Origin of the sequence: Nonomuraea rubra (assembly GCF_014207985.1) — a bacterium.
GTDB classification, from domain to species: Bacteria; Actinomycetota; Actinomycetes; order Streptosporangiales; family Streptosporangiaceae; genus Nonomuraea; species Nonomuraea rubra.
On the sequence record NZ_JACHMI010000001.1, the window covers coordinates 1,857,391 to 1,883,254 of the forward strand.

The following is a 25,864-nucleotide window of genomic DNA, read 5'->3' on the forward strand; positions in this document are numbered from 1 at the left end:
TGAGCACGCTCGGCATCGGCATGGGTGCTTCTCGCCCTCCCGTTTGCAGGAGATGCAGGTAGACGGCCGAACGGGTCGCGAACAAACCCCGGTGGAGCCGTAGCGTCGACGACTGGGAGGCGGCCCTCAACGCGGTCGCCCAGGGCGTTCCAGACCTGCTGCTGCCTGAACGCGTGCCCCGCGGATCTCTGTGGGGAGCGAAGTGCAGCGCGGTCCGCACCGCGATGGTCGGCGAATGTCATCCGCCTGAAATTCGTAGATACGTCCGTATGGTGTTGGTTGTGGCGCATCCAGCACCGTCCGCAGTGGAAATCCACTTATCGGAGAGCCAGCGGGCTCAGCCGATCGGCATGTCAGCGGAGTCATCGCGGGTCGCGGTCCGGGCGAGGATCGTGCTGGCGTGTGCAGGGCCGGTTCGCTCGATCACCCAGCGGTGCCGTCCCAGGGGCTGGCTGGACTCCACACCCCGGCGGGCGATACTCGGGACGATGCCCCGGCCGCGCAAGAAGGTCCGCAGATGGGGATGGCCATAGCCCTTGTCGCCGTGGAATTTCGCCGGTCGCCGTCGCCGAGGCCCGCGGCGGGAGCGGATCGGCGGGATGCTGCGAACCAGCGGCTCCAGCGCCAGACTGTCATGGACGTTGGCAGCGCTGATCGCGACAGCCAGCGGTAGACCGGTCCGTTCGGTGATGAGGCGGATCTGCGACCTCTTCTTGACGCGATCGACAGGATTCGGACCTGTCAGCTCCCCCCTTTCATCGCCCGCACGCTGACCGAGTCAACCGCACCGCGACCAGTCCAGCCCACCCGCGCGCCAAGCTCGTCCAGCAAGATCCGGTACAGCTTGGCCCACACTCGCGCGGCGCTCCATTCGGTGAAGCGGCGGTGCACCGTCTGTCAGGAGGCGCCGAAGACCGGCGGCAACTGCCGCCAGGCGCACCCGGTGGTGGCCACGTACACGATGGCGGCCAGGATCACTCGATCCTCCACGCGGTGCCGTCCACCGCCCTGCGGCCGAGTCGGCGCCGGCGGTACCACTGGAGAAACACATCCACGTTCGATCCAACGATCAACACCCAAATGAGTCACGGTCTAAGGTCGCCGACGGCGGCGCACAGCAAACAGCCTCTTGATCGCCGAGCAAAAGCTGGTATTGACCGACTTTAGCCACTCGTTAGAGGGACTCGAATCCCAGTGTTTCAGCCACGGAAAGACGAGCGAAGTGCGGCCGGAGATCTTGTCCGGAACGGTGGGATGCTCGACCTTGCGCTCTGACGCTAATACGCAGCACGATCGGTGAAGCGGTCGATTCGTGTCGGCATGACTGTTGACGAACGTTATTGAAACAGAGCGCTCTCCGATCGGTCGTCAGCGGCGTGACTTTGATGATGAACGAGCGAGTTCTCCGTCCGCTTGTGTCATGGCGAGTTTCAGCTGACATTCGCTACCGTCGCCCGATCCAGGGCCATCGAGATTAGCCGTTGAATCTTTAGGAGTTCGATGTCTGCCACAGTTCTGCAGGAGCGGGTGCCGCTCAAGCGCTGGCTCGCCGTGATCGCCGTCGCCGTGGGCACATTCTGCGTTGTCACCGTTGAGCAGCTTCCCGTCGGCCTGCTCACTCCGATCGGTGGCGCGCTCGGCGTTTCCGAAGGGCTGGTCGGCCTGATGGTCACCCTTCCCGGACTGGTCGCCTCGGTGACAGCCCCTCTGCTCCCACCGGCCATCCGCGGGGCCGACAGGCGGACTGTCCTTCTCGTGCTGCTGTCGCTGATGGTGCTGGCCAACCTGCTGTCCACACTCGCACCGAACTTCGGTGTGCTGCTTGTCTCCCGCTTCCTCGTCGGTGTCGGCATCGGCGGCTTCTGGGCGCTGGCCGCTGGGATCGCGATTCGCATGGTCCCCGAGCGGTACGTGCCCAGGGCCACGTCGGTGGCGTTCGGCGGTGCCACCGCGGCCAACGTGATCGGTGTCCCTGCCGGAACGCTGCTCGGTGGGCTCACCGATTGGCGGGTCGCCTTCGGTGCCGTGGGTGCGCTTGGCCTTGCCGTTGTGATCGGGCTGTTCATGCTGCTGCCGAGAATGCCGGTGAGTGATCAGGTTCGGCTCTCCACCTTGGCTGGTCAGTTGCGCAATCCTGTGGTGCGAGCTGCGGTGATCACCACGTTTCTGTTGGTGAGCGGTCATTTCGCGGCCTTCACCTTCGTCGGTCCTGTTCTCCGCGACATCTCCAACGTGCCGGGGTCGCTGATCTCGCCACTGCTCCTGGTCTTTGGCGTGGCTGGGGTGATCGGCACCTTCGTCACCGGTTCCCTCGCGGGCCGTGACGTCCGGCGGACCGTGCTCGGGCTCAGTGTCGTGCTCGCGGTGACTCTGCTGACGTTCCCGGTGGTGGGTACGGCTCCCGCCACCGGCGTCGCGCTGCTGATTTTGTGGGGCCTTGCCTACGGCGGCGTGCCGGTGGCCGTACAGACCTGGATTCTGAAGGGGGCGCCCGACCACGCCGAGGCGGCCACTGCGCTCAATACGTCACTGTTCAACCTTGCCATCGCGCTTGGGGCGCTGATCGGTGGACGACTCATGGACGGCGTCGCGGTCACCGGTGTGCTGTGGGTCGGAGCCGCCCTCTTCCTGATGACGATCCTAGTTGTCAGCCGGACCGGGCGACGGGCGCAATGACCGCGGCCGGATCGCTGGCCATCCGGCTCGGCGGGCAGAATGACGGCCGACGGCTACTACGCTGCGATCACTGGTACACCGCAGGTCACTGCGTTCGTTCTGCGGCGCGATCAGCAGCGGCGACCTCAGAGTTCCGCGACACCTGAGACAATCGCAGTCGTCAGCGGCCGGCCCGGCGGCCGGCCGAGAGAACGGTCGAGTGGTTCGCTTGCCGGGTTATCTTCTGCGATTGACGGTTCCGACATTCCGCTACGCCGAAGAGACGGGTGCAATCGGCTCCATCGACCTCCGTTGAATTATCGCGGAAATCACGCTGGCCAAATCAGTGGGATCTCTGGCCCTCAACTCACTGGTCACGTCCTCAAGGAACGCCTAATATTAGAAAATATCGATGGTCAGGTGCCGCACGGTGAATTGCATCGATGAATCGATAAAGATCTCAGGGATGGCGTCAGATCATGTATTTTCTGCTCGTCCGGCGGTGGTTTGCCTACTAAGTCGCCTGGCGCAAGGCTTTTGACAGGTTGGAGGGGACAAAGGCGGCTGGCGAAGATGCGTACGATCCTGGTCGGCGTCAATGCCGAAGAGGTTGAGGTCGTCGTGCTGTTGAATGTGCTGACGTTGAAGCGACGCGACGACACTTCGCCTTCGAGGCACTCCAGGACACGCAGCAGTGCGTCGGCGTTGTGTCAGGGAGCCGCAGGATTATTCGGTTGCTTCCCCCGATGAGCGGTGTCGCCGTCCACGAGTGCCGGAGTAGCTTGCCGGATTATTGCCGGGGTGCCGGTCTTTCACCTTCGTTAAGCAAATAGTAGATGGCCAGCATATGTTGAGCAGCGTTCGTTCCGGCAGGAATCGACCAACGGGCTGGCCTTCCATTCGAGGAGGCTGTCGTGGTCGACATCTCAAACTCTAACGGCGCGCATTCCGCGGACGTCCTGGTTGTCGGCGCCGGCCCTACCGGCCTGCTGCTCGCCGGAGACCTCGCCGAAGCAGGCTTGTCGGTGATTCTTGTCGAGGCCCGTCCACGCAAGATCAGCAACCTGTCCCGCGCTCTGGTCGTTCACGCCCGTGTCCTGGAGCAGTTCGACGCCCGTGGGATCGCGGACGAGGTGGTCAAGTTGGGACACCCCATCGATCGGCTGGCACTGTTCGAACGGGGTGAACTCAACCCCTCCCGGCTGCCCAGCCGATACCCGTTCGTCCTGTTTCTCCCGCAATACGAAGTGGAACGCGTGCTGGAACGGCGGGCCCGTGAAGCTGGAGTCACCTTCGTCCACAGCACCAAGGTCGTAGGCATTGACCAGGACGGGAACCGTGTCACTGCCTACGTGGTCGCCGGCAAGGACGCCGATCCGGGTGGGCCGTCCGCCAAGTTCCACGCTTCTTACCTGGTCGGCACTGACGGGGTGCACAGCACCGTCCGCTCAGCGCTCGGACTACCATTCCCCGGGAAGTCCGTTCTCAGCTCATTGATCCTCGCCGACCTCAAGCTCGACCGGAAACCGGATCGGCCGTTCACCGTCAACGCCGTGCCGGACGGATTCGCGCTGCTCACCGAGATGGGCGATGACACCTACCGGCTGACCGGCTGGAATCGGCACCACCAGCTACCCGACGACGCACCACTCGATGCCGAAGAGATCAGGGAACTGCTGCAGCTCAATTTCGGCACCGACTACGGCATCACCGACATTCGCTGGAAGTCGCGCTTCCACAGCGACGAACGACAGGCGCCCGCGTACCGCGTCGGCCGGGTCTTCCTGGCCGGTGACGCCGCGCACGTGCACTCGCCGGCAGGAGCCATGGGCATGAACACCGGCCTGCAGGACGCCGCCAACCTCAGCTGGAAACTCGTGGCCGTACTCCGCGACGGAGCAGACGACCACCTCCTGGACACCTACCAAACCGAACGGCACGCCGTCGGCAAGATCGTCCTGCGGATGAGCGGACTCCTCGTCCGCGCCGCACTGCTCCACGGGATCACCGCCCGGCTGCTACGTGCCACCGCAGGAACCATCCTCAGCAACGTACGCCCACTGGCCGACAAGGCGGCCGCCATGATCTCCGGCATCGGCATCTCCTACCAAGCCCCACATGGCGCCCACACACTGACTGGGAAGCGCGCCCCTGACGTCCAACTGGCAGAGGGGCGCCTGAACGAACTGCAACGCGGCGGGAGATTCGTGCTGATCACCCCCGCTGACCAGAACACGGACGTGCCTGTCCCCGACCATGTGCTGCAAGCACACTGGACCGGCGAGCGCCGTACCACCGCACTCATCCGCCCCGACGGCTACTTCTGCTGGGCAACAGAGAAGCACGATGACGCGAACGCTCTCCGCGCCGCACTGACCACCTGGGCGGGCGCACTCCGCGAGCGCGCGTGACCCGCAATCTTCTGCTAATTAGATGCCCGCTGGAGGGGTGGACCATGCTCGGGGCCTCTCCAGTGGGTACGGTCAAACGCCTCGATAGGCGGAGGAGCAGGCGACAAAGGAGATGCTGGGATCGCCGGGCGATGGCGATATGGTTCCGGCAAGCGCCGTCACAGTCGCGAACGCGACCGCAGCCTCTTTTTTATTTGCGCATAAATACTCCTGATGGACCTTCGTTCGGTGCAGCGTATTGGCCTGAAGATCTACCTGCCGACGGGATAGCCGTTGATGTCCGCACACAAAGGGATGCGCGCCAATCGTTGGCCCCCAATTGGTGAAATGGTTCTAGTGTACCGAGCATTTCGCGGGTCAATCAGCGGGGCGGGACCGTACCCCGAGCGGCCAAGCCTGTTGCATCCAAGCTTGATGGCGGAAACTGAAAAAGGTGGCCGAAAGTGAGGGATCGTTGGCCTTGCAAGCGGTCGTACACTTGGCGGTGTCTGAGTATTGTGATGAATTATTGGCGGCAAATGGCGGAATATCATCGTTCTCTGCCATGTGAGTGTATCGACGCGACATCGCTCTTCCGGGTGAAGTGTAAGCAGGAAAACATAAAGAAGCCGCTATTCATGACCCCTCGCGGCGACGAATCGGCCTCCGGCATCCTGATCGTCCCGGGTAATGCGGTTTCGCTGGAAGGTGTTTATCCGTCGCGCTCGCCACCACGCTGGTCGCCGTCAGGGTGGTGAGCCCAGGCTGGGGGATGGCCGGGCCCGCTCACCGTTCAACAACTAAGGAGAGATTCAGTTGGAACCCGTGAAGCTATCCGTGATCTACTACAGCGCGACCGGTAACGTGCACACGCTCGCCACCACGCTGGCGGAAGGAGCGCGGAAGGCTGGCGCCGACGTACGCCTGCGCAAGGTCGCCGAACTGGCGCCGCCACAGGCCATCGCGAGCAACCAACAATGGGCCCAGCATGCAGAGAGCACGCGCGAGATGGCCGAGGCGAGCATAGACGACCTGTTGTGGGCCGACGCTGTGCTGCTGGGCACACCCACCAGGTACGGGACCATGGCCAGCCAGCTCAAGCAGTTCATCGACACGACCGGACCCGCATGGCAACAGGGACTGCTGGCCGACAAGGTCTACGGCGCCTTCGGCTCGGCGGCCACAGCGCACGGCGGTCACGAGAGCACACTGCTGTCCCTGCATACGATCTTCTACCACTGGGGTGGGATCATCGTCCCGCCGGGATACACCGACCTCGTGCAATTCCAGGTTGGCACGCCCTACGGCACCACCCATCTCGATGGCAAGGGCGAGCCGGGCGAGCTTACGCTCGAGAGCGGCCGCTACCAGGCGCAGCGCGTCGTCGAGACCGCCGCGGCGCTCAGGGCCGGCCGAAGCCGGTAAGACGCTTCCCGCCGAAATCGGAACGAGCCTGACAACAAGAGTTTGATCGGTCCGGCGTCCTGACCAACGCGGAACGTGAAGTTGAGGCCGCGTTGTGGATGGCCAGTGGCGCTGACTGCATAGCTCGCCAGGGCGGCCATGACGCGGACGAGGTGTCACAGGTACGTCTCATAGAGGCGTACCTGTGACTGGCGAGGCCGAAGAAGTGCTAACAGTCCTGGGCGTATCGCCATCCGGCGGACTCCCTGGTGGATCGTGGTCGCCAGCAGGTGAGCCTCTCGGCTCCTGGATGTCGAGTCCTGATGAAGGATTGTGTCCCTGCTGGATGGTTGGCGGCGTGGACGTGTTGAATGTGGCCGTCCAGCTCGATGCGAGGACTCATGCCAACAATCAGGTTCGGCGTCGCGCAATGCGCCGCAAGATCCGTCCTACCATCCCGACCAATGCGCCACGCCGAGGGAGTCACGCTGCGACACTCGGCGGGCCCCTCCACTGTCTTGAACCCGACTTTCCAGGACCACGGTGTTCAGGCCAGCCCCTTCCCACACCAGGTGATGAAGGATCCGGCGAGTCGTGCGGTCGGTGAAGGGCGGGGGCAGACTCGCCGTCGACACTCTTGGCCGGAGCGCGGGCCCGCGCGAAAGACGGGCCGGATCCCTGCGTTGACGGGGGAGGAGCTCACAGCGTCCGGACGTCTGGGGCGGTCGGCAGCTGTCGCTTGTGCTCGGTGAGCCCATAGCGGTGGACGATGACCTCGAAAGCGGCCTCACCAACCGGCTTGCCTTCCAGAAGGTCGTCGATGTCGTCGTAAGTGACGCCGAGGGCTTCCTCATCGGGCCTGCCCGGGTTCAGTGTCTCCAGGTCTGCAGTCGGGGCCTTGTGGATCAGTGCGGGCGGCGCACCGAGTGCCTGCGACATGGCCCGTACGCGGCGCTTGGTGAGGCCGGTGAGCGGGACCACGTCGGCCGCGCCATCGCCGAACTTGGTGAAGAAGCCAGAGACCGCCTCGGCAGCATGATCGGTACCCACCACCAGGCCGTCGTACGCTCCCGCCACCGCATATTGAGCGATCATGCGTTGTCGGGCCTTCATGTTGCCGTGCAGGAAGTCCTGCTGGAGTGCGTCCCGGAATGCCATGCCGCTGGCTAGCACCGCATTTAGTGCGGCGTCACTGGCAGGCTGCACATCCACGGTCAGCACTCGGTCGGGCTGGATGAACTCGAGCGCCAGCTGCGCATCCTTCTCATCAGCCTGAGCTCCGTACGGTAGTCGCATCGCGAAGAACGTCGCTTCCCGCCCGGCATCACGGACCCGCTCGACCGCAAGTTGACACAGCCGGCCCGCGGTCATGGAGTCCACACCGCCGCTGATGCCCAGGACCAGCGAGCGCCGCCTCGTGGAGAGCAACTGGTCGCTGAGGAAGGCCACACGGCGCTCAATCTCCTGCCACACATCAAAGGACGCGCTCACCTGGAGATCTCGAGCGATCTCCTGCTGCAGGGACAAAGAATTCTGGTCGGTCACGATTGCTCCTCGGTCTGGACTCGTGGGCCTGGTCGGCATGCGCCGCTGCCGCGCGACAACGGGCTTAACTGCATCGACAGCCCTGGTCAAGTGGGGTGGTCCCGTCCGCGCCTGGTTCGACGCGTCCATTATCGACGGCTCGCAGCAACGCCGGCCGTCATCTGCACCTGATCACGCGAACGGTGCCGCAACCGCCGACTTGTGCCTGGGAGAGTGAGTCCCGCCTTCAGCCGGGGACGAGAGCTCGAGGACACTGGGTTGATGAGCCCAACAAGAGCACCGCGGACGTTCTCACGGGTTCGGGCATCGTCTTCCTCCTTTCGTGGAAGCGGCGGGTGGACGATCGGCAGGGTTTCTGTACCAGGTCAGGGCCAGCATGCTAGCGGCGGCCATCGCTGCGGCGAGCACGACGGCTATGCGCATTCCCTGGAGACCGTAGCCGCCGAAGGACCAGACGCATGTCGCGAGCGCCGGGCCCAAGGCCACGCCGAGCTGGCGGGCGAGGCTTGTCGTTGCGGCGGCGGTGCCGAGCAGGTGCCGCGGGGTATTGGTCATGGCCATGGCCTGGTTGGGCCCGGCGAACAACCCGGCACCCGCTCCAGCGACGGCCAGCCTCCAGGCCAGGTCGGCAGGACCCCAGCCCGTTCCCATCGGGATGATCAGCACCAGACCGATGGTCACCGTCACTGTCCCGATCTGGGCCACGCGCCGGGCGTCCCAGCGGTCGGCGAGAATCCCAGCGGCCAGTCCGGTCAGCATCATCGCTGTGGGAAAGGCGAGCATCGCCAGGCCTGTCTGGGTGGGCAGGACGGCCGCGACACCCTGTAGGTAGAACGGGATCACGAACAGCGCGGCCATGACCGCTGTCATCTCCGCGAGCAGTGCAAGGTGCGGGGCGGCGACGCGCTGAGCGCGCAGCAGGTCGATGACTGGGCGACTGCCCGGCAGCCGACGCCACATCAGCATGAACGGCACGGCGACCACCGCCAGCACGATCCACCCCGCGCCTTCGCCCGCGGCGAGTGACAGGGCGAGCATCACCGCCACAGCGGCGGCGCCGAGCAGCCCGGCCTCAAGGGCCCAAGCGCGATCGGGCAGGCGCGGCCGGCCGCCCGGCGGTAGCTGTGCCACGCCGATTGCGATCACGAGAACGCTCACCGGCACGTTGAGATAGAAGATCCAGGGCCATCCCAGAGCTTCGATCAGCAGGCCGCCGAGCACCGGCCCGCTCATCCCGCCCAGCGAGCCAAGGATGAGCACCAGGGACATCGCCCGGCCGCGGGCCTCGTCGCGTACCGCGATTGTGGCCAGCAGCGAGATCAGGGTGAGCAGGACAGCGCCGAACGTGCCCTGTACGGCACGAGCAGCGATCAGCCAGGCGATGTCAGGGGCGAGCCCGACCAGAATGCTTGCGCATCCGAAGCCGGAGATGGACAACACCAGAGCGGTACGGGCCGCCGCCCCATCAAGCCAGCGGCCGCTCGGCACGGTGAGCGCGATAAGGGGCAGTGCGTACCCCAGCACCGCCCACTGCGCGAGGCCCGGACCGATGCCGAGATCGCGCTGAATAGTAGGAAGCGCGACGTTGATGGCCGTAGCGTCGAGCTGTGCCATGAACACGGCCACCCCGCTCGCACCCACGAGCAACCAACGATTCCGCATGCCCTCCATCCTGAATCCACCCCACAAAACTTCACGACGTATGCGGCTCGGAAAGTACACAGCATGACAGTTTCGCACAAGGGGAAATCGCAGAGGCTGGCTCGAATGGCCGAAAGCGAGGGGACTCTGGCCGCATATCTATCGCGTCGTCGTCGGAGGCTTGAAATATTGTGTCGAGCTGTTGCCGCTGGCCGGCGGTGAATTACTCCGTCTGATACCAGCATCCCTCACGAGACATGAGGAGAACATGACGAGGAAACCGTGGCGCCGAGGGGCTGCCCACGGATCAGTGGCGCGGGAATAGAGAGCGAGTCCCAGAACGGCCGTCGATGGCGCCAGGAATATGCCGAACCCTCACATGCGAACGGGGTATTTCGCTGTCACATTGACAGGCCGAACCTATGGCTCAGCATTTGCAAAGGGCTGGCGTCGGCCGACAATTTCATGCGGCAAACTGCAGTCGATCAGTGGCCCTCGCCTGAAGCCGGGTGCACGAAGGTCGACTCGTAGAGCGCCAGCAGATGCTCCTCGACCTGCTCCTGGGGCCAGTCGCGTTCGGTCATGATCCGGTCGAACAGGTCCGTCGAGATCAGGCTCCAAAGCATGTCGGCCGCCGTGTCGGCGGTCCAGGGCGCCGCGAGCCGGCCCTCCTCCGCCAGTCGGCCAGCGATCCGCCGACAGTTGTCCAGCTGGGCGGCGGCGACCGTGCGTTTGTGTCTGGCGGCGTCAGCATCAGAGGGATCGACGCGCGCCAACGCGTGATTCATCACGGTCAGGCGCGGGTGATACCGAGCCAGGTGGCGCACCCACTCCCGCAGAGCCTCCACCGAGTTGGTGGCCTCCCAGACTCTCGCCAGCGATTCGGCCAGGCCCTCGCGGTCCGCCACGTATCCGAACAGCGCTGTGACCAAGTCGGTGCGCGAGCGGAAGTGCAAGTAGACCGCTCGTCGCGAGACGCCGGCTCGGGCGGCGACCTCGGCCATGGTCAGGGCCTCGAAGCCGTCGCACTCAAGGATCTCCCGGGTCGCAGCGAGCAGGGCGTCGCGCGTGCGTCGGCTGCGCGCATTGTGCGGGTCTTCGATCGCCGGCGCCATGGCCACCTCTGTTCGCGAATTACTCATCGCGTGTAGTTTACTAACTGCACATGGTGTGAAGTTCGGGGGTGGGTGGTGAACGGTGTCATCGACGTGTCCGGCGTTGCCGGTGGTGAGCGGGGGGTGCTGTTCGTGGTGTATGACGGGGTTCAGTTGATGGATGTGGCCGGGCCGGCGGATGCGTTCGCCAGTGCCGCGCGGATGGCGGGTGGCGGGTATCGGGTATGGCTGGCCTCGGCCGGGGGGCGGGATGTGCGGACCTCGTGCGGGATGCGCATGGGGGTGGATGTGGATGTGGCGGATGTCGCGGGTCCGGTGGACACGCTCATGGTGGCCGGGGGGCTGAGCCGTCGGCAGGCGATGCTGGAGCGTGAGCTGGTCGGGCATGTCCGGCGTCTGTCGCATCGGGCCAGGCGGGTGGGGGCGATGTGCACCGGCGCGTTCGTGCTGGCCGAGGGCGGCCTGCTGGACGGCCATCACGTCACCACGCACTGGCGATTTCGCGAGGAGTTGGCCGCGGCCTACCCCGCCGTGACGGTCGAGGCCGATGCGATCTTCGTGCAGGATCCGCCGATCGTGACCGCGGCGGGCGTGAGCGCCGGGGTGGATCTGGCCTTGTCTCTCATCGAGCAGGACCACGGAGCGGAACTGGCGCGGCAGGTGGCCCGGTGGCTGGTGGTGTTCATGCAACGGCCGGGCGGCCAGTCCCAGTTCAGCGTCTGGCAGCAGACCCAGACGGTACGCAACCAGGCGCTACGCCGGCTGCTGTGCGACATCGCCGCCGACCCCGCCGCCGACCACACGGTGCCTGCCATGGCCGCCCGCCTGTCCACCAGCACCCGCAACTTCACCCGGATCTTCAGCCGCGAAGTCGGTCTCAGCCCCGGCAAGTACGTCGAACGCGCCCGCGTCGAAGCCGCCCGCCTGCTCCTGGAAACCACCACCGAAGGCCTGGAAGTCGTGGCCCGCCACAGCGGATTCGGCACCGCCGAAACCATGCGCCGCGCCTTCATGCGCCAACTCGGTATCCCACCCAGCACCCACCGCCAACGCTCCCGGTAAAGCTGACGTAGCCCCGGAGTAACCAGCGGCCAGCTGGCGCAGCTGACCTGACTAGCGTCGAATGGCCTGCCGCTCGACATTGAGGGTCCTGGTATGTCATTCAAAGGGATAGCGGCCTGCGAGATGTGACCTAATGCGTGGGATGTTTGGCCTTGATTCCGGTCGCCAAATTACTTGACGTCTGAGTATCCTCTCGGCCAATTGCTGGGAGGGGGTCATATTTCCACCCTTTGGTCGGCGTGTAGAAGACCATGGGCAACATCCGCCTCATCATAAAGTGGAAGGAAATCTCGTGAAGAAACTGCGAGCGGCAGTCCTCGTTGCGGTGGCCAGCATGACCGGTGCTGTCCTGTCGGCCACGCCGGCTACCGCGGCACCGAGTCCGGCGAGCATCTGCGGCTCCGGGTATGGTGTGATCGACTCGGCGGCTAGCACATACGTAAGGCTCTATCTGCTCTACAGCCGAACCAGTGGCAAGAATTGTGCCGTTGCCATCCATCTCGGATCGGCCTACGGCCCCAGTCACAAGATCAGCATCGTCGGAATAGAGAACAAATCCGGGAGAATCGACACCGACGGTGGTCCCGGGTCGTTGTACTCGAAATACGCTGGACCCGTCTACGTGTCAGGCAAAGGCCAGTGCGTGAGGGCTTGGGCGGCCCTCGAATACAAGGGCGCCTCACGCAGGGCCAGCATCCCGTGGGGTCACTGCAGCTGATCTGCCGCCCTGCGACCGGAAGAGTGGGTTCTCAGAGACGGGCGTGGCGCCACGTTCGCCGATGGGCTCTGCCCCTGTTTGGGCAGGGCCCGCTTCACATCAGGCGGTGGGCTTCCGGCAGCCAGCCGACGATCACGCCATGACCAAAGCGGCGAGTCGTCGTGATCCCCCAGCACGCGAAGGTCGCAAGATTCTCATTTAAGGTGCTGGCGCCGCTGCCGCGCTGGCCAAGGGTCACAGGCGACCGCGAGTCTCAGCAGCCGCTGGTGATTTCGGTAAGTGTGCCGCGGTCGGCTCCTCAACGTTACGGCGGGTTCATCGTTCTTTCCGGCTCTGCGTGGGCCGGGGCATTGAGCGAATGGAACTTCGGCTGAGAGGAAACTTCAGGATGACACTATCTGACACCGTTGGTCGTTGGTGGTGGACCAGTGTCCTGTTGCAGAGCATCCGATGGACAGGACGGCACCTGATACGCCTTGCGGCGCCCGCCCTCCTAGCGTCGTTACCGGCGGCCATCGTGCTGTACCTCGCGGCCATGCTCCTGGTCGAGGATGCGGGCAGCTTGGTCAACGGGCAGTTCGCACTGCTGTCCGCGCCTCCTGTGCCGTTGGTGGGCTGGACGGTCGCGATGGTGCTCATCTCGATGCTCACGCACGCCGTGGTGCTACCCGCGACGGTACTGATGGCGGCGAGTCTGATGCTCGGCCGCTCCCTGTCGCCGTCCGTCGTGCTGCGGACCGCGCTAAGGCGCGCGCCTGCCACGCTCGCGGCCGGTTCGATCATGCTGCTCGGAACGGCAGCGATCGTGGCCGCCGGGCTCGGCGTGGTGTGGGTGACTGCTCAGTTATGGTTGTCGATCCTCGTCATGGTGGGGTTGGCGGCGCTCGGGGCGCCGTTTCTCCTGGCTGTACCGGCCGTGATATTGGAAGGGTATTCGGGATGGCGGGCGCTCGGCCGCGGTTATTGCCTGCCCGGCGACCGACTGGGGTACGCCACGGTCACGCTGGTCGTGGGCGTGCTGGGGGTGCCCGTGCTGGGGGTGCCCGTGCTGGCCTGGCAGGGACTGGACCAACTCGTGCCGCTGTTGCCCGACTCGATCGTGGCGGCCGTCACGGGTGTGGGATACGGCATGGCGGGCGTGCTGGCCACTGTCTTCCAGGCGGTCGTGCTGGCTAGCACCTTCCTGTTCTTGCCATACGAGCGCGAGCAGGAAAGGCTGTCCGAGAAGGTCTTGCGCCTGCTGCCCGACGGCCGTCCTGTTCCCGCCAGGCCTGTCCGGGTGGTCGTGGCGCTGGCGCTGCCGGGTCTGCTGTACGGTGGCATCGCCCTGACGAACCCGCTCGGCTGGGTGGAGATCTCCGAGACGAACGTGACCGAGGGATGGACGCGCGAGTCACGGGGCTCGGACGGCAGCGGCGACGCACCCTCGCTGTCCGCCGTCGACCTGCGCGCCATATACCCCGGCGCCGACCAGCCGCTCATGGTCATGGACAGCGTGTACAGCTCGCCCAGGCTACTTGTCTGCGTGGACGCCGCCTGTCGGGATGCCTCTTTGGTGTGGGCAAGGCGGGAGCGCGCCCGGGCGGATCCCGTTGATGCCAGCGTCCAGCTGGCTGACGGCCGCCTGGTCCTGACCACGTGGCTTGAGGACCCCAAGGTCCAGCACAGCCGCCTGGGGAACGCCGTCCGGCTCGGCCTGCTGATCTGCGACGGTAACGGGTGCCTGGTTCCGGCAGGGGGCAAACCGCTGTCCGAGCCCACCTTTCACCCATCTGGCAGCTCCGTGGCCCTTGCCGTACGCCCGAACGGCGGCCTGATCGTCGTGGAGACGCGCAAAAACGAGGGCCCGGCGGGCCAACCCGACCCCGAGTCGGAGACGGTTTCCTTCACATTCTGCGACGATCCGGCTTGTTCGCGACCCGAGCGGAGGATCTCCGCCGAACTCGAGTCGGTCTTCGACAACGGCAATTATCGCAGCTTGGCGGTGGCGGTCGGGGCGGATGACCGTCCGGTGGCCGCGCGGCTCAACTCCGAGAACGGTGCCCTGTCCATGATCACATGCGCTGATGCGGCCTGCACGAGGTCGCGCGTGACGACGGCCCAGCACGGCCGGGACATGGACCCCATGTACCAGAGCCGTGAACGCGGGGGTGTGTCCATGGCCATGCGTGCCGACGGGCGCCCGATCATCGTCCACCGCGACATCGGGGACGGCTCGGTCCAACTGCTCGACTGCCGCGACCGTGGCTGCGCCCAAATCGATCCGATCGCGCTGGCGGGCCCGTCTCACGCCAGCACGCTTCCCGCCGTGGTGACCGACGCCGTCGGGCGGGTGCTGGTGGCCTACCAGGACCCCGCCGCCCGCCAGATCATGCTGGCCGCCTGTTCCGACGGTCGGTGCGACAGCGCCGCCGTGGGCAGGATCCGTTACGGCCTCGGCGCCGGCCTGGCCATGACTCTGGACGGCCAGGGCAACCCGGTGATCGCCTGGACGGACGACAACGGGCTGCACTATGGCAGTGAATGGGCACTCAGGGTCACCACGGTACTCCAAACGCCACGTGGGTGACATCTGCCGGTGAGGCCAGGCACCGCCTGGGCGGTGATGGTGGTGCTCGGCAGTCTGCCGTCAGGCGGCCTACCGAGAGCGCCGCCGACCTGTACGGCGCCCATATCTCCGACATCCGCTTCAGCAGGGTGCACTGCGCCGTCGCCGGCTACAACGGCATCGTGTCTCCAACGCCTACGGGTGAACTTCCACGACATCACCTTCGGCGACACGGTAGGAGCTGGCTCCTTCGTCATCTTCACCAGGCTCGTCGGCGACAGCCACCTCCGCGGCGTCCGCGGCGGGAACACCCGCCGCCGCGTGATCTTCTTCGACGCCGACGTACGCACCTGCTCTGTGCGCGACTTCTACGTCGGCGCCACCCTCGGCGCCACCGCCGACAGCTCTGTGGCGCATCTCAACGCCGCTGCCCAGGAAGCCGTCTTCGTCACTGCCCTCAACGTCACGATCTCCGGGTTGGAAGTACGCGAGAGCGTGGGGTCGTTCGTGCTCAACGCGGCACCCGCTGCGGAAGGGCTGACTCTCACCGGCTCCCGCCTTACCGCCGCCGCCTTCCGCGTCAATGGCCCCAGAACTGTCATCCCACCACAACCGCTTCGACGTCTGGGGCGCCCTTTGGTTGCCCTGCGCCAGCCGCTTCGAAGGACCGGAGAACCAGTGCGTCGGCAACACCGTCGCCTGCACGGGCGAGCAGTGGCTCATCGTCACCAGCGGCGCCTTGGCGCTGATTGCCCTGAACACCTTCGACCCAGGCTCGAGGATAAGCTCGAGGGAGGCGACCTATACGCCGGCGCATGTTTCGGCAACTCCGGCCTGGACGGCATCGTCCCCAACCACCTGCCCATGGGCGGCGGCGCACTCCACGCGGACGGCGGCGGCCTCCTGTACGTCGAGGCCACCCAATTCACCTCCGACACCGACTGCACCGTGGGCGGCTCCCAGGACTGACCGGCGGACGACCTGAAGGAGGCTGGTAAAAATGAAGGCACTAACCGCTGGGACGTGCGTGGGGTGTGGGGAACGCTCCTGCTTCCCTTCGCCGGGGACGGCGCGATCGACTGGGGACGGCTCGGCGCCCAGATCGACGGGCTGGCCGCCAGCGGCGTGGACGGATCTACGCGCACGGGACCGCAGGCGAGTTCCATGCCCTCGAAGAGGACGAGTTCGACCAGGTCAACACGCTGCTAGCGGAACGCTGCAAGGCCGCGGGCCTGCAGTTCCAGATCGGCGGGTTGCATCCGGCCGTGGCCGTGATGCTCGGCCGGGTGCGCCGGGCCGCGGCGCTGGAGCCGGGTACGATCCAGATGATCCCTGCCGGACTGGGCGTCGCTCAACGACGACGAGGTGATCCGCTTCCTCACCGGCGCCGCTGAGGTCGCCAGGGGCGTGCCACTGGTGCTGCAAAATCCGCCGCACGCCAAGACGCAGGTGCCGCCCCGGCTTCTTGCCCGGGCCCTCCGCGAGGTGCCGCAGCTGATCGGCGTGAAGATGGCCGGCGGCGACCACGCCTGGTACGTGGAGATGACCGCCGCCGTGCCAAGACCGTCGATCTTCGTTCCCGGCCACCTCCTGGCCACCGGCCTGGCCCGCGGCGCCGATGGCAGCTACTCCAACATCGCCGCGATGTCGCCGAGAGGCGCCGTTGCCTGGTACCGGCTCATGACCACGGACCCGGCGGCGGTGCTGGACGTGGAACGGCGCATCGGCGAGTTCTTCCGGCTGCACATCACACCCTTGCAGGGGCCGGACTGTCCAACCCGGCTTGGTAATGTTCCTGGCCGCGGTCAGCGGCTGGGCCAGCATCGGAACGACGCTGCGCTGGCCAGCGTCCTCCGCTCCTGCCGACGAAGCTCCATCCATGCAGCTCAAGCAATATGTGAACGGTCGTGAAGGGTGCCGACGGGCCGATCTTGGTCGGCGTAGCCACCTGACCAGGTTCTCGATCATTGGCCGACGTCCCGATCGAAGGGTGACGTTGACCGCTGCGCGATTCCACGCGTTCGGTGGCCGTGCCCACGTCGTGGTGACGGGCGGGAGCCCGGTTCGTCGAGCCCGGAGGGTCGCCGAAACCGGGACCGAATGGGCGGCAGGTGCCGAAACTCGCCGGACGCGAGTGGCGTCAGCCACGCAGGCGGGGCCCGGTGCGGCCTGATCAGTTCAGACCCACGACCATCGTGTCCCTCGTCGAAACAGCCACGACCGCTCCCGGTGCGGGGAACAGCGACACCTGACCGCCCGGCGACGCGAAGCCCAAGGGGAAGCGCTGGGTGTCCCTGGTGCCCCAAGGCGTGATGAGGGCCACGTCGCCCGAGCCGGAGAGCTCTGGCCTCGTTGTGACCAGAGCTCGTGTCAGTGGCAAGTTCATTCTGGGATGGAAATATTTACGCGGCAGGCCGTCGAGCGATACGGAGGCTGTTTGCGGCTCACCCCGCTGAAACGGCTCCCAGCCGTAGTCCGATAAAGCCTCGCTGCGCGGGTAGCGCAGCCATCCCTCACCTGTGAACGGTGCACTCCGAAGGTCCCAGCCGTCGAGCGCGGCGTGGTCGTTGTTGAGAACGTGCCCGTCCGCGTGAGCCAGCACCAATCGATAGTCCTCCAGCAGGTTCTTCCCGCGCCAGATCACGGCCACCGCCTGAGCATCCACCGCCGCGTGTACGGTGACCCGCCGCAGGTCCACCTTCGCCATGCTCTGGTGCCGCCAGACCTCCGAACCGGTGAGCGGGTCCAGTCCGAGCATGACGACCTGCAGCTCGATTGGGTCACGGCGGTGGCGGAGCGCGTCATCGAGGTCCTGCCCGCAGAACGCGGCCACGGCGACCACGTCACGTAGCATGACAGGCGCGGCCTCAGTATCCGTGCGCGCCGCCATGGTGCAGTTCTCGGGCAGCGTGTGGCGCCACCGCGTCTGCGACGTTTCCACGTCCCATCCGGTGACGGCGGACCCGTCTTCGGACCAGGTGACGGCGGTGTCCCGCCCCAGCGCGAACAGACTCTGCCACCTCCGCACACCATCCGCTACGTTGTCGCTTGTGTAGCCAACGCCTCCCCAGGCGTCCGCGTGTACGGCCCGCACTTCGCCGGTCGCCGCGTCCAGTACTGCGAGGCGGTCGGCCTGGTCCGTCGCTCCCTCACCTGGCCAGAATGCGACGGTTACCGTGCGGCCGTCGGGAGAGGCCCTTACCTCGTACGCCACCGCTCCAGGCCGGCGATGGCGCCACCGCTCGCGGCCGGTCGTGCTGTCCAGTGCTACGACACCGTCGCGGACCTGCACGACTATCCCGCCGCTGGCGGTGACGACATCGGGCTCGCGGACGCTGTTTGGCGATTTCCACCGCCACGCGATCTTCCCCACCGTCTCCGGGACCGCCGCCGCGGGGCGCCCGGGCGCCGTCGCCGTCGTGGCGTCCGCCCACAGGGGCGTCGCGGCCACGGCAAAGGTCGCCGCCATCACCGCCGCCGCTGTGACCAGGCCCGCCCCCGCTCCCACGATCTTCCTGGTGGCCGAGCCGGGAACGGAATCGCCGCTCCCGTGCAGCGCCAGCCCTATCAGCGTGATCGCCGAGCTCACGGCAAAGGCGAAGTCCCCGAACACAGGAAATCCTGAGTCGATCGCCTCGAAGGCCTGCCATCCCCCTTCGAGCACTGGTATCGCCAGCGCTGCCGCACACATCCATGCCCAGTGACGTACGGCACGGTTTGCCGCGTTCAGCGCTTCCCAAGCCAGGCTCGCCTCCGAAGCTTCGGACCGCACAAACTTCACGGTCCTGCAGGCCGCCTGGACCTGCGCGACGATCAGCAAGGCGAACAGCAGCGCCGCCGCGATGAGAGACCCTACGATGAGCTCGGGCGGGTCCGGGCGAGATGCCACCGAGCGGTAAAGGAAGTAAGCCCAGGCCGTCAGCGCCGTCCCGCACAGTGCCAGCCCGCCGCCCCACCACGTGCATGTCACCCGATGCTTGTCCACTGACGAAGCGTGGCAGCAGCGTGTGAAGTCTGCGATAGTTTGTCCGCAAATGCGTTATCTGTGGCCTTACCTGCTGGACAGAGCACTGACCGTAACTCAGGTTCCCGGCCGGGAGAGCCTCGCGGCATCGCGGTGGTGACCCAGCGCCCCGTTTTTCTGGGCGACGTGGCACTTCCAGAAGAAGCCCGCAGGTGGGTCCGACAGACGGGAACTCAACTCCCCAGCCCGAGTGCCTGTAGTGCCGCGGCTGTCACCGCGGCGTCCTCGATTCCGATGCCGATGTGCTTGGATATGGTGATCTCGCGTTCTGACCGGCGCCCCGCTGCGGTTCCGGCGAGCACCTATCCCAGTTCATCGGGCTGGATCTTCAGCTGCTTCAGCGCTGGGGGAAGATCACCGCACTGCTGGTTGAGTACGCGGCTGTCAATGACGACCCTGTCGGCGCGCGCGTAGCATCCGGAGTCCAGTTCTCGCTTGTCGGCGTCGTCAGCTCCGATGGCGGTCACATGCTGGCCCTCGCTCAACCATGAGCCCCGCAGAAATGGCTGGCGACTGGCCGTGGCCGTGATCAGAATGTCCGCGTTGCGGGCTGACCGCTGGTGATCGTCCTCAGCGAGGATCTCGACTTCTGGCAGGTCGTCACGCAGCCGGGACGCCAGAAGATCCGCGCGTTCGCGATTTCGTCCCCACACCCTCACCTGGGTTATCGGTCGTACGTGACATGCGGCGATGACCTGCACTCGTGCCTGTCCCCCGTACCGAACACCGAGACCGTGGTCGCGTCGGTGCGGGCGAGAGCGTCGGTGGCCAGCCCACCGACGGCAGCGGTGCACAGATCGGTGAGCAGCTTGCGGTCGTGCAGTACGGCAAGCGGCTCGCAGGTGGCGACGTCGCACGCGATCACGAGGCCGTTGGAACCGTTCAGGCCGGAGGTTCTGAGCACCGGGAACATCGTCGCCACCTTGACCGCGAACACCGGTAGCCCTGGCACGTAACCCGCCTTGACATGGACCTCTGCCCGCCCGGGCAGGTCCAGCAGGCCGATCGGGATGGCTTGCGTGGCTGCGTCGCTGTAGGCGATCAGCGCGGTCCGGACCGGTTCGAACACATCCTACAGACGCAACGCCGCGTCGATCTCTTGCCGGGTGAAGACCGGCAGATCAGCCATGTGCCGACTCACCGATCTCCGTGATCTTTGCGAGAGCGGCGAGGTCGACATTTCCGCCTCCGGCCACAGCCACGACCGGCCCACCACGGTCGAGGTGGCGGTGGTCCTGCAGGGCCGCGGCGAGCCCGACGGCCCCGCCCGGCTCGATGACGATGTTTGCCAGGTCGACGGTGACGCGGCAGGCATGGGCGATCTGTGCTTCGGAAACCGTCACCACATCGTCGGCATGCCGGTGTATCAGTGGCCAGGTCAGGCGTCCAAGCTCCTGGATCTTGATGGCGTCCGCGATGGACTCGCTTGGCCGGTCGAGCCGGGACAGTACTCCTGTCCGGAAGCTGCGCCATGCGTCCGCCTCCAGTTCCGGCTCGACACCGATGACCTGTGCGGCTGGATGCAGGTGCTTGACAGCGGCAGCGATGCCGGCCAGCAGCCCGCCTCCACCGATCGGCACGTAGAGGGGGCTGCTGGCGGCTCGTGGTGCGTCTGGCGCAGGATCTCGGTGGCGACGGTGGCCTGGCCAGCGATCACGTTCAGGTCGTCGTAGGGTGCCACCAGCGCCGCCCCGCGTTCGTGGGCGAGCCGTTCAGCCATTGCTCTTCGAGCGTCGGAGGTCGCAGCGGCCATCACGACGTCCGCGCCCAGTCGGCGCGTCGCCTCCACCTTGTTGTGCGGGACCTCTGGCGACATCACCACTGCCGCGGCGATCCCGAACGCCCGCGCCGCCCATGCGACGGCCTGCGCATGGTTGCCTGTGGAGTAAGCGACGACGCCGGCAGCACGCTCCGCCTCGCTGAGCCTCACGATGCGGTTGAGAGCCCCGCGCACCTTGAACGAACCCGTCGGCTGGAGGCCTTCGGCCTTGATCAGGATCGTCCTGCCTTCAGGTGTGGTAAGGCCGCGCAACTCCACGAGCGGGGTGACCGCCAGCCGGGCACTCACCGCCGATTCGGCTTCGCGGATGCGTTCGAGGGGCATTGCCGTGGTGGTGTTCAACGGGTCAGCCGCCTTACCACGACTTGGGGACGCTCGTCGACGGCGAGCTGGAAGATGTCCGATCGCGCCTAGTGTCCCATGACGTCGAGGTCCATCCGGGCCTGCGCGAGCTCCCGAAGGTCGAGCCGGGCTGTCAGCATGCCTTCGCCCTCGCGCAGCGGACCCGCGATGACCTCGCCGAGCGGAGACACGATCACGCTGCCGCCCGAGATAAGAACGGTCCCTGGTGCGTCGCCCTGAATCGGATGAACGTCCGGAGGCAAGCCGTCGCGTTCCAGGTACTGGCATGCGCTCAGCATGAAGCATCGTCCTTCCAAGGCGATGTGCCGCATCGTCGCGAGCCAGGAGTCACGATCATCGACCGTGGGGGCGCACCAGATGTCCACGCCCTTGGCATACATCGCCGCGCGGAACAGCGGCATGTAGTTCTCCCAGCAGATCGCCGAGCCGACGCCGTACACGTCGCCCGCCGTGGAGCCGCTCCCCGTTGTGCGGAGGGGCAGCACAGGCATTGTCGAGCCGTCACCGGTTCCCCAGATCACCCGTTCCGCGGCTGTCGGCATCAGCTTGCGGTGGATCAACGGCTCCGTAAGGTCCGGGCTGATCGGATGGCTTCGGCTCTGGCAAGGCCCCGGCGGACGCCGGGATGTCGAGGCGGTCGCCGATGAGGTGGCGGCAGGCGCCTTCGATGACGCCGGTCGCGATAGGCCATCCAGCGGCCATCACCTGGTCGTAGCGGAGGAACTCTGCGCGGTCGGTCAGGTAGCGGATGCAGGTGTCGATGCCATCTCGCAGGTCGGCGGGCAGGTGCGCCGCCTGGGTGTCGAGATCGGTGATGACCTGGCGTGTGTGTCCGGCCAGCAGGGATTAGGCGTGGATGTGGGTGGCCCCCCAGTCCTCGGCCGCGGGATCGGCTGGTCGGTGTAGGCACCACGCGCTGGCCCCTAGCTCTTCGATGACGTGAACGAAATCGATGACGATATTGATGGCCGAACCGTGGCGGATGGCCTAGGCGCGGATGAGGTCGAGCTGGTGGCGGGCGCCGGCACCGAGCACGACCCAGCCGCGAGCATGGCGGGGACCGCGACCTTCGGCCTGATTAACGCTGGCAACAACGGGCACTGCGTCCGTATCCGATTCGCCCCGAGCCTCGCCTGACTATCGTCTGCAACCTGTATGACGACGACAACGGTAAGTCCTCAAGCTCCGCGCCGGGCAGGCGAACGGCGACCTCGACGCGTACTTCGGCTTCCACTGCTGGCCGACCCGATGGGTCGGCTGGTGTGGGCGTTGCCGGCGCTGCCGGGCGCAGCGCACGACGTGACCGCAGCTCGGACGGTCGGTCTGATCGACGCCCTAGCCGACGCCGACGTCAAGACCTTCGCGGAGAAGGGCTTTCAAGGTGCGGGCGGCACGATTCGGACACTGTTCACGCGGTCTCGCCATTGGCCTTGGCTGTCTCGCGGGCAAGACGTCAACCGCGCCCACGCCCGCATCCGCGCCATCGGAGCACGTGCCGTCGCGACCTTGAAGGGCTGGAAGGTGCTGGCCAAGTTGCGTGCTGCCCACATCGAGCGACCGCATTCGTGTAGGCCATTCTCGTCCTGCAGCTCATCGAAGAGGGTCGCTACTCAGGATGAAAGGGCTCACTCAGCATCCCGGATCATCAAGGTTTCGATTCGCACCACGTGCGAACACGAGCGTCGAACGCTGGACCGGAGACTTTCAACGCGGATGCACCGACCAGCTCCGGATCTACAGCGAAACGCATCTCACGCCGGAATCGGGCGGGAGCGTTGGCGGTGGGTGCTGGGTGGGATACCGAGTTGGCGCATGAAGGCGCGGCGCATGGTTTCGGCGGTGCCGAATCCGCTGTGGCGGGCCACGACTTCCAGGCCTTCGGTGGTGGTTTCCAGGAGCAGGCGGGCGGCTTCGACGCGGGCGCGTTCGACGTACTTGCCGGGGCTGAGACCGACTTCGCGGCTGAAGATCCGGGTGAAGTTGCGGGTGCTGGTGGACAGGCGGGCGGCCATGGCAGGCACCGTGTGGTCGGCGGCGGGGTCGGCGGCGATGTCGCACAGCAGCCGGCGTAGCGCCTGGTTGCGTACCGTCTGGGTCTGCTGCCAGACGCTGAACTGGGACTGGCCGCCCGGCCGTTGCATGAACACCACCAGCCACCGGGCCACCTGCCGCGCCAGTTCCGCTCCGTGGTCCTGCTCGATGAGAGACAAGGCCAGATCCACCCCGGCGCTCACGCCCGCCGCGGTCACGATCGGCGGATCCTGCACGAAGATCGCATCGGCCTCGACCGTCACGGCGGGGTAGGCCGCGGCCAACTCCTCGCGAAATCGCCAGTGCGTGGTGACGTGATGGCCGTCCAGCAGGCCGCCCTCGGCCAGCACGAACGCGCCGGTGCACATCGCCCCCACCCGCCTGGCCCGATGCGACAGACGCCGGACATGCCCGACCAGCTCACGCTCCAGCATCGCCTGCCGACGGCTCAGCCCCCCGGCCACCATGAGCGTGTCCACCGGACCCGCGACATCCGCCACATCCACATCCACCCCCATGCGCATCCCGCACGAGGTCCGCACATCCCGCCCCCCGGCCGAGGCCAGCCATACCCGATACCCGCCACCCGCCATCCGCGCGGCACTGGCGAACGCATCCGCCGGCCCGGCCACATCCATCAACTGAACCCCGTCATACACCACGAACAGCACCCCCCGCTCACCACCGGCAACGCCGGACACGTCGATGACACCGTTCACCACCCACCCCCGAACTTCACACCATGTGCAATCTGTCGTCGTGTACCTAGGCCCGCTCGCTCTGAGCGGCCAGCCGGGCGCGCAGCAGCGGTGCCAGTTCCCGGTCTCGCTCGGTTTCCGCCGGCAGCGCCTCCAGGAGTGACCGCATGCGCTCCTCGATCAGCGGAGCCACATAACGGTCGGTGTGCACGTACAGCCTGTTCGCGAGAACCGCCTCCAGCACCTGCTCACCGACCACGTCAGGGTCGAGCCCGTAGCGTTGGAGCACGGCGTGCCCCTCCCTGGCGGCCTGGTCCTGCCGCTCCTCGGCTCGAGCGCTGTTGAGGGTGACGTTCGTTCGCACCAAACCCGGGCACACGACCGTCACCCCGATGCCGTTCGCGATGAGCTCTGGCTGAATCCGCAGCGACTCCGACATCCCGACCACGGCGAATTTCGACGTCACGTACGTGACGTTGGTAGTCGCGATCAGCCCCGCCCCGGACGCGGTGTTGACGATGTGTCCCGGCCCGCCTCGATCGAGCATGCGCGGCAGTACGGTCTGCACGCCGTTGATCACGCCGCCGAGGTTGACGTCGAGCACATGGTCCCACTGCTCGTATCGCAGAGCCGTGATCGGTGTGAGGAAACCGAGTCCCGCGTTGTTGCAGAGCACGGCGATCGGGCCGAGGCGGTCCTCCGCGGCGTCGACGACGCGGGCGAAGGCCTCGCGATCGCGGACGTTGAGCGGGAAGACCGCCACCGCTGAATCGTCGCCCGTGAGCGCCGCCAGTTCCCGCTTCGCCGATTGCAGTCGCTCCTCGTCGAGGTCGGCCAGCGCGAGACGGGCGCCTGCCCTGGCGAACGCGCGGGCCATGCCGAGCCCGATGCCTTGGGCACCCCCGGTGATGAACACGGTCCGGCCTGCAAGATCCTTCATGACACCTCCAGCTCGTGACAGTGGCTTTCACTTTTACTGTAGTGCATGTAACTACTATCTGAAAGTCACTCCCAGATTCTCGGCTAGGCTGTTGCCATGACTGAGGAGCCCCGGCGGCGGGAGCGGAAGCGTAGAGCAGCGATACGCCATGTCCAGGCGGTGGCGCTGGACCTGTTCGACGAGCACGGCTTCGCCGCCGTCACGATCGAGCAGGTCGCGGCGGCGGCCGACGTATCACCAAGCTCGGTCTACCGCTACTTCGGTACCAAGGAAGGGATCATCCTGTCCCGCCCCGACGAGGGGCTGATCAGGGAACTGCGAGAGCTGTCAGCCGAAGGACACCCGATGATCGAGGCGCTACGCCGTACGATCGCGGTGTTCGTCGCCACATCGGGCGACGGCGGCACTCTCGACCGGCGGCGGGTGCGTTACCTGATGGAGGTGCCGTCCGTCCAGGCGGCGGTGGCTCGTCGCTTCTTCAGCGACACTTCGGCGGTCGCGGAGTATCTCGCCGGGCAGATGGGCCGCCCCGCGCATGATCTCGAGGTCCAGATCATGTGCGGGGCGCTGTACGGCGGGATAATCGGGACACTTCGGCACTGGCATGCCACGAACTACGTGGAGCCACTGGGCGACCTGCTGGACAAGACCCTGACGGCTCTGGAGAAGGGTCTGCACGTGGACCGCCGCTGAGAGGAATGGCGCTTGGCGCTTGGGACGGTCATGCTTGTGGGGCTGTACTGCTGCGCAGTGGCAGAGCACATCACCTGGCGGGGTCCACGTCGGATCGGTCACACACCTGCTTCACTACGCATCGTCCGCACCGAGCCCAGAAGCAGGCCAGCCGTTGCGGCCGCTGCCCATCCGGTCGACGCCGCCATCGAGGTCTCCCCACGAGATCGCCTCCATGAGTCCGCCCAGGTCGCACGAGGAGACGCGATAGTCGGCGC

The 25,864-nt window shown here is 66.3% G+C and carries 17 protein-coding genes and 4 pseudogenes; 10 read left to right on the forward strand and 11 right to left on the reverse strand.

Annotation, left to right across the window (positions count from 1 at the left end; all coding sequences use genetic code 11):
* Window positions 1-412: 412 nt before the first annotated feature.
* Window positions 413-1,089, reverse strand: a pseudogene (locus tag HD593_RS61180) (IS5 family transposase); the annotation flags it as partial.
* Window positions 1,090-1,500: 411 nt separating this feature from the next.
* Here HD593_RS61180 and HD593_RS08675 point away from each other — a divergent pair.
* From HD593_RS08675 to wrbA, 3 genes are all read left to right on the forward strand, one after another.
* Entirely contained in the window at window positions 1,501-2,676 is a 1,176-nt protein-coding gene (locus HD593_RS08675; RefSeq protein ID WP_185101675.1) for an MFS transporter, read from the forward strand.
* Window positions 2,677-3,569: 893 nt separating this feature from the next.
* Window positions 3,570-5,066 carry an FAD-dependent monooxygenase gene (locus tag HD593_RS08680; RefSeq protein WP_185101676.1) on the forward strand — a complete coding sequence of 499 codons (1,497 nt, stop codon included), beginning with the start codon at window positions 3,570-3,572 and terminating at the stop codon, window positions 5,064-5,066.
* An 816-nt stretch (window positions 5,067-5,882) separates the two neighbouring features.
* The gene (gene wrbA, locus HD593_RS08685; RefSeq protein WP_312903396.1) at window positions 5,883-6,470 is read left to right on the forward strand and encodes an NAD(P)H:quinone oxidoreductase; all 588 of its coding nucleotides are present in this window, start codon (window positions 5,883-5,885) and stop codon (window positions 6,468-6,470) included.
* 678 nt (window positions 6,471-7,148) lie between these two features.
* On the opposite strand, the gene nadE is transcribed toward wrbA, so the two are convergent.
* The 3 genes from nadE to HD593_RS08700 all read right to left on the reverse strand — a co-directional run bounded on the left by nadE (window position 7,149) and on the right by HD593_RS08700 (window position 10,777).
* Window positions 7,149-7,994, reverse strand: coding sequence for an ammonia-dependent NAD(+) synthetase (gene nadE, locus HD593_RS08690; RefSeq protein WP_312903397.1), 846 nt, complete (start codon window positions 7,992-7,994; stop codon window positions 7,149-7,151).
* Window positions 7,995-8,285: 291 nt separating this feature from the next.
* A complete protein-coding gene (locus HD593_RS08695) occupies window positions 8,286-9,608 on the reverse strand; it encodes an MFS transporter (protein ID WP_185101678.1) in 1,323 nt (440 codons plus the stop codon).
* A 512-nt stretch (window positions 9,609-10,120) separates the two neighbouring features.
* Window positions 10,121-10,777 (reverse strand): TetR/AcrR family transcriptional regulator, encoded by a 657-nt coding sequence (locus tag HD593_RS08700; RefSeq protein ID WP_185101679.1) that lies wholly within the window; start codon window positions 10,775-10,777, stop codon window positions 10,121-10,123.
* Window positions 10,778-10,825: 48 nt separating this feature from the next.
* Here HD593_RS08700 and HD593_RS08705 point away from each other — a divergent pair, with 48 nt between their 5' ends.
* The 4 genes from HD593_RS08705 (at window position 10,826) to HD593_RS08720 (ending at window position 16,989) form a co-directional block, all read left to right on the forward strand.
* Entirely contained in the window at window positions 10,826-11,812 is a 987-nt protein-coding gene (locus HD593_RS08705; RefSeq protein WP_312903398.1) for a GlxA family transcriptional regulator, read from the forward strand.
* A 1,235-nt stretch (window positions 11,813-13,047) separates the two neighbouring features.
* Window positions 13,048-15,099: a hypothetical protein gene (locus tag HD593_RS08710; RefSeq protein WP_185101680.1), complete on the forward strand. Its 2,052-nt coding sequence runs from the start codon at window positions 13,048-13,050 to the stop codon at window positions 15,097-15,099.
* A gap of 180 nt (window positions 15,100-15,279) precedes the next feature.
* Window positions 15,280-16,047 (forward strand): hypothetical protein, encoded by a 768-nt coding sequence (locus tag HD593_RS08715; RefSeq protein ID WP_185101681.1) that lies wholly within the window; start codon window positions 15,280-15,282, stop codon window positions 16,045-16,047.
* A gap of 396 nt (window positions 16,048-16,443) precedes the next feature.
* The gene (locus HD593_RS08720; protein WP_185101682.1) at window positions 16,444-16,989 is read left to right on the forward strand and encodes a dihydrodipicolinate synthase family protein; all 546 of its coding nucleotides are present in this window, start codon (window positions 16,444-16,446) and stop codon (window positions 16,987-16,989) included.
* Window positions 16,990-17,251: 262 nt separating this feature from the next.
* Here HD593_RS08720 and HD593_RS08725 read toward each other — a convergent pair whose 3' ends face one another.
* The 5 genes and pseudogenes from HD593_RS08725 to HD593_RS08750 all read right to left on the reverse strand — a co-directional run bounded on the left by HD593_RS08725 (window position 17,252) and on the right by HD593_RS08750 (window position 21,805).
* The gene (locus HD593_RS08725; RefSeq protein ID WP_185101683.1) at window positions 17,252-19,063 is read right to left on the reverse strand and encodes an outer membrane protein assembly factor BamB family protein; all 1,812 of its coding nucleotides are present in this window, start codon (window positions 19,061-19,063) and stop codon (window positions 17,252-17,254) included.
* 341 nt (window positions 19,064-19,404) lie between these two features.
* Window positions 19,405-20,015: pseudogene (locus tag HD593_RS08730) on the reverse strand (ornithine cyclodeaminase family protein).
* Between the two features lie 208 nt (window positions 20,016-20,223).
* Complete coding sequence (locus HD593_RS63275; protein WP_312903399.1) at window positions 20,224-20,682, reverse strand: pyridoxal-phosphate dependent enzyme; 459 nt, start codon at window positions 20,680-20,682, stop codon at window positions 20,224-20,226.
* Between the two features lie 29 nt (window positions 20,683-20,711).
* Window positions 20,712-21,206 (reverse strand): annotated as a pseudogene (locus HD593_RS63280) (pyridoxal-phosphate dependent enzyme); the annotation flags it as partial.
* A gap of 86 nt (window positions 21,207-21,292) precedes the next feature.
* Entirely contained in the window at window positions 21,293-21,805 is a 513-nt protein-coding gene (locus HD593_RS08750) for a nitrilase-related carbon-nitrogen hydrolase (protein ID WP_221524663.1), read from the reverse strand.
* Window positions 21,806-22,184: 379 nt separating this feature from the next.
* On the opposite strand from HD593_RS08750, the gene HD593_RS08755 reads away from it, so the two are divergent.
* Both HD593_RS08755 and HD593_RS08760 read left to right on the forward strand, forming a co-directional pair.
* Entirely contained in the window at window positions 22,185-22,382 is a 198-nt protein-coding gene (locus tag HD593_RS08755) for a hypothetical protein (RefSeq protein ID WP_185101687.1), read from the forward strand.
* Window positions 22,383-22,475: 93 nt separating this feature from the next.
* Window positions 22,476-22,816, forward strand: a pseudogene (locus tag HD593_RS08760) (transposase family protein); the annotation flags it as partial.
* Window positions 22,817-22,996: 180 nt separating this feature from the next.
* On the opposite strand, the gene HD593_RS08765 reads toward HD593_RS08760, so the two are convergent.
* On the reverse strand, window positions 22,997-23,995 hold the full coding sequence (locus HD593_RS08765; RefSeq protein WP_312903400.1) for a GlxA family transcriptional regulator: 999 nt from the start codon (window positions 23,993-23,995) through the stop codon (window positions 22,997-22,999).
* Between the two features lie 46 nt (window positions 23,996-24,041).
* Window positions 24,042-24,890 (reverse strand): SDR family oxidoreductase, encoded by an 849-nt coding sequence (locus HD593_RS08770; RefSeq protein WP_312903401.1) that lies wholly within the window; start codon window positions 24,888-24,890, stop codon window positions 24,042-24,044.
* A 120-nt stretch (window positions 24,891-25,010) separates the two neighbouring features.
* On the opposite strand from HD593_RS08770, the gene HD593_RS08775 reads away from it, so the two are divergent.
* Entirely contained in the window at window positions 25,011-25,607 is a 597-nt protein-coding gene (locus tag HD593_RS08775) for a TetR/AcrR family transcriptional regulator (protein WP_185101689.1), read from the forward strand.
* Window positions 25,608-25,864 lie beyond the last annotated feature (257 nt).

Excerpts from the sequence above, each read along its gene's own strand:
- HD593_RS08675 (WP_185101675.1), top strand. The coding sequence starts at position 1,501 with ATGTCTGCCACAGTTCTGCAGGAGCGGGTGCCGCTCAAGCGCTGGCTC.
- HD593_RS08695 (WP_185101678.1), bottom strand. The coding sequence starts at position 9,608 with ATGGCACAGCTCGACGCTACGGCCATCAACGTCGCGCTTCCTACTATT.
- HD593_RS08700 (WP_185101679.1), bottom strand. The coding sequence starts at position 10,777 with ATGAGTAATTCGCGAACAGAGGTGGCCATGGCGCCGGCGATCGAAGAC.
- HD593_RS08775 (WP_185101689.1), top strand. The coding sequence starts at position 25,011 with ATGACTGAGGAGCCCCGGCGGCGGGAGCGGAAGCGTAGAGCAGCGATA.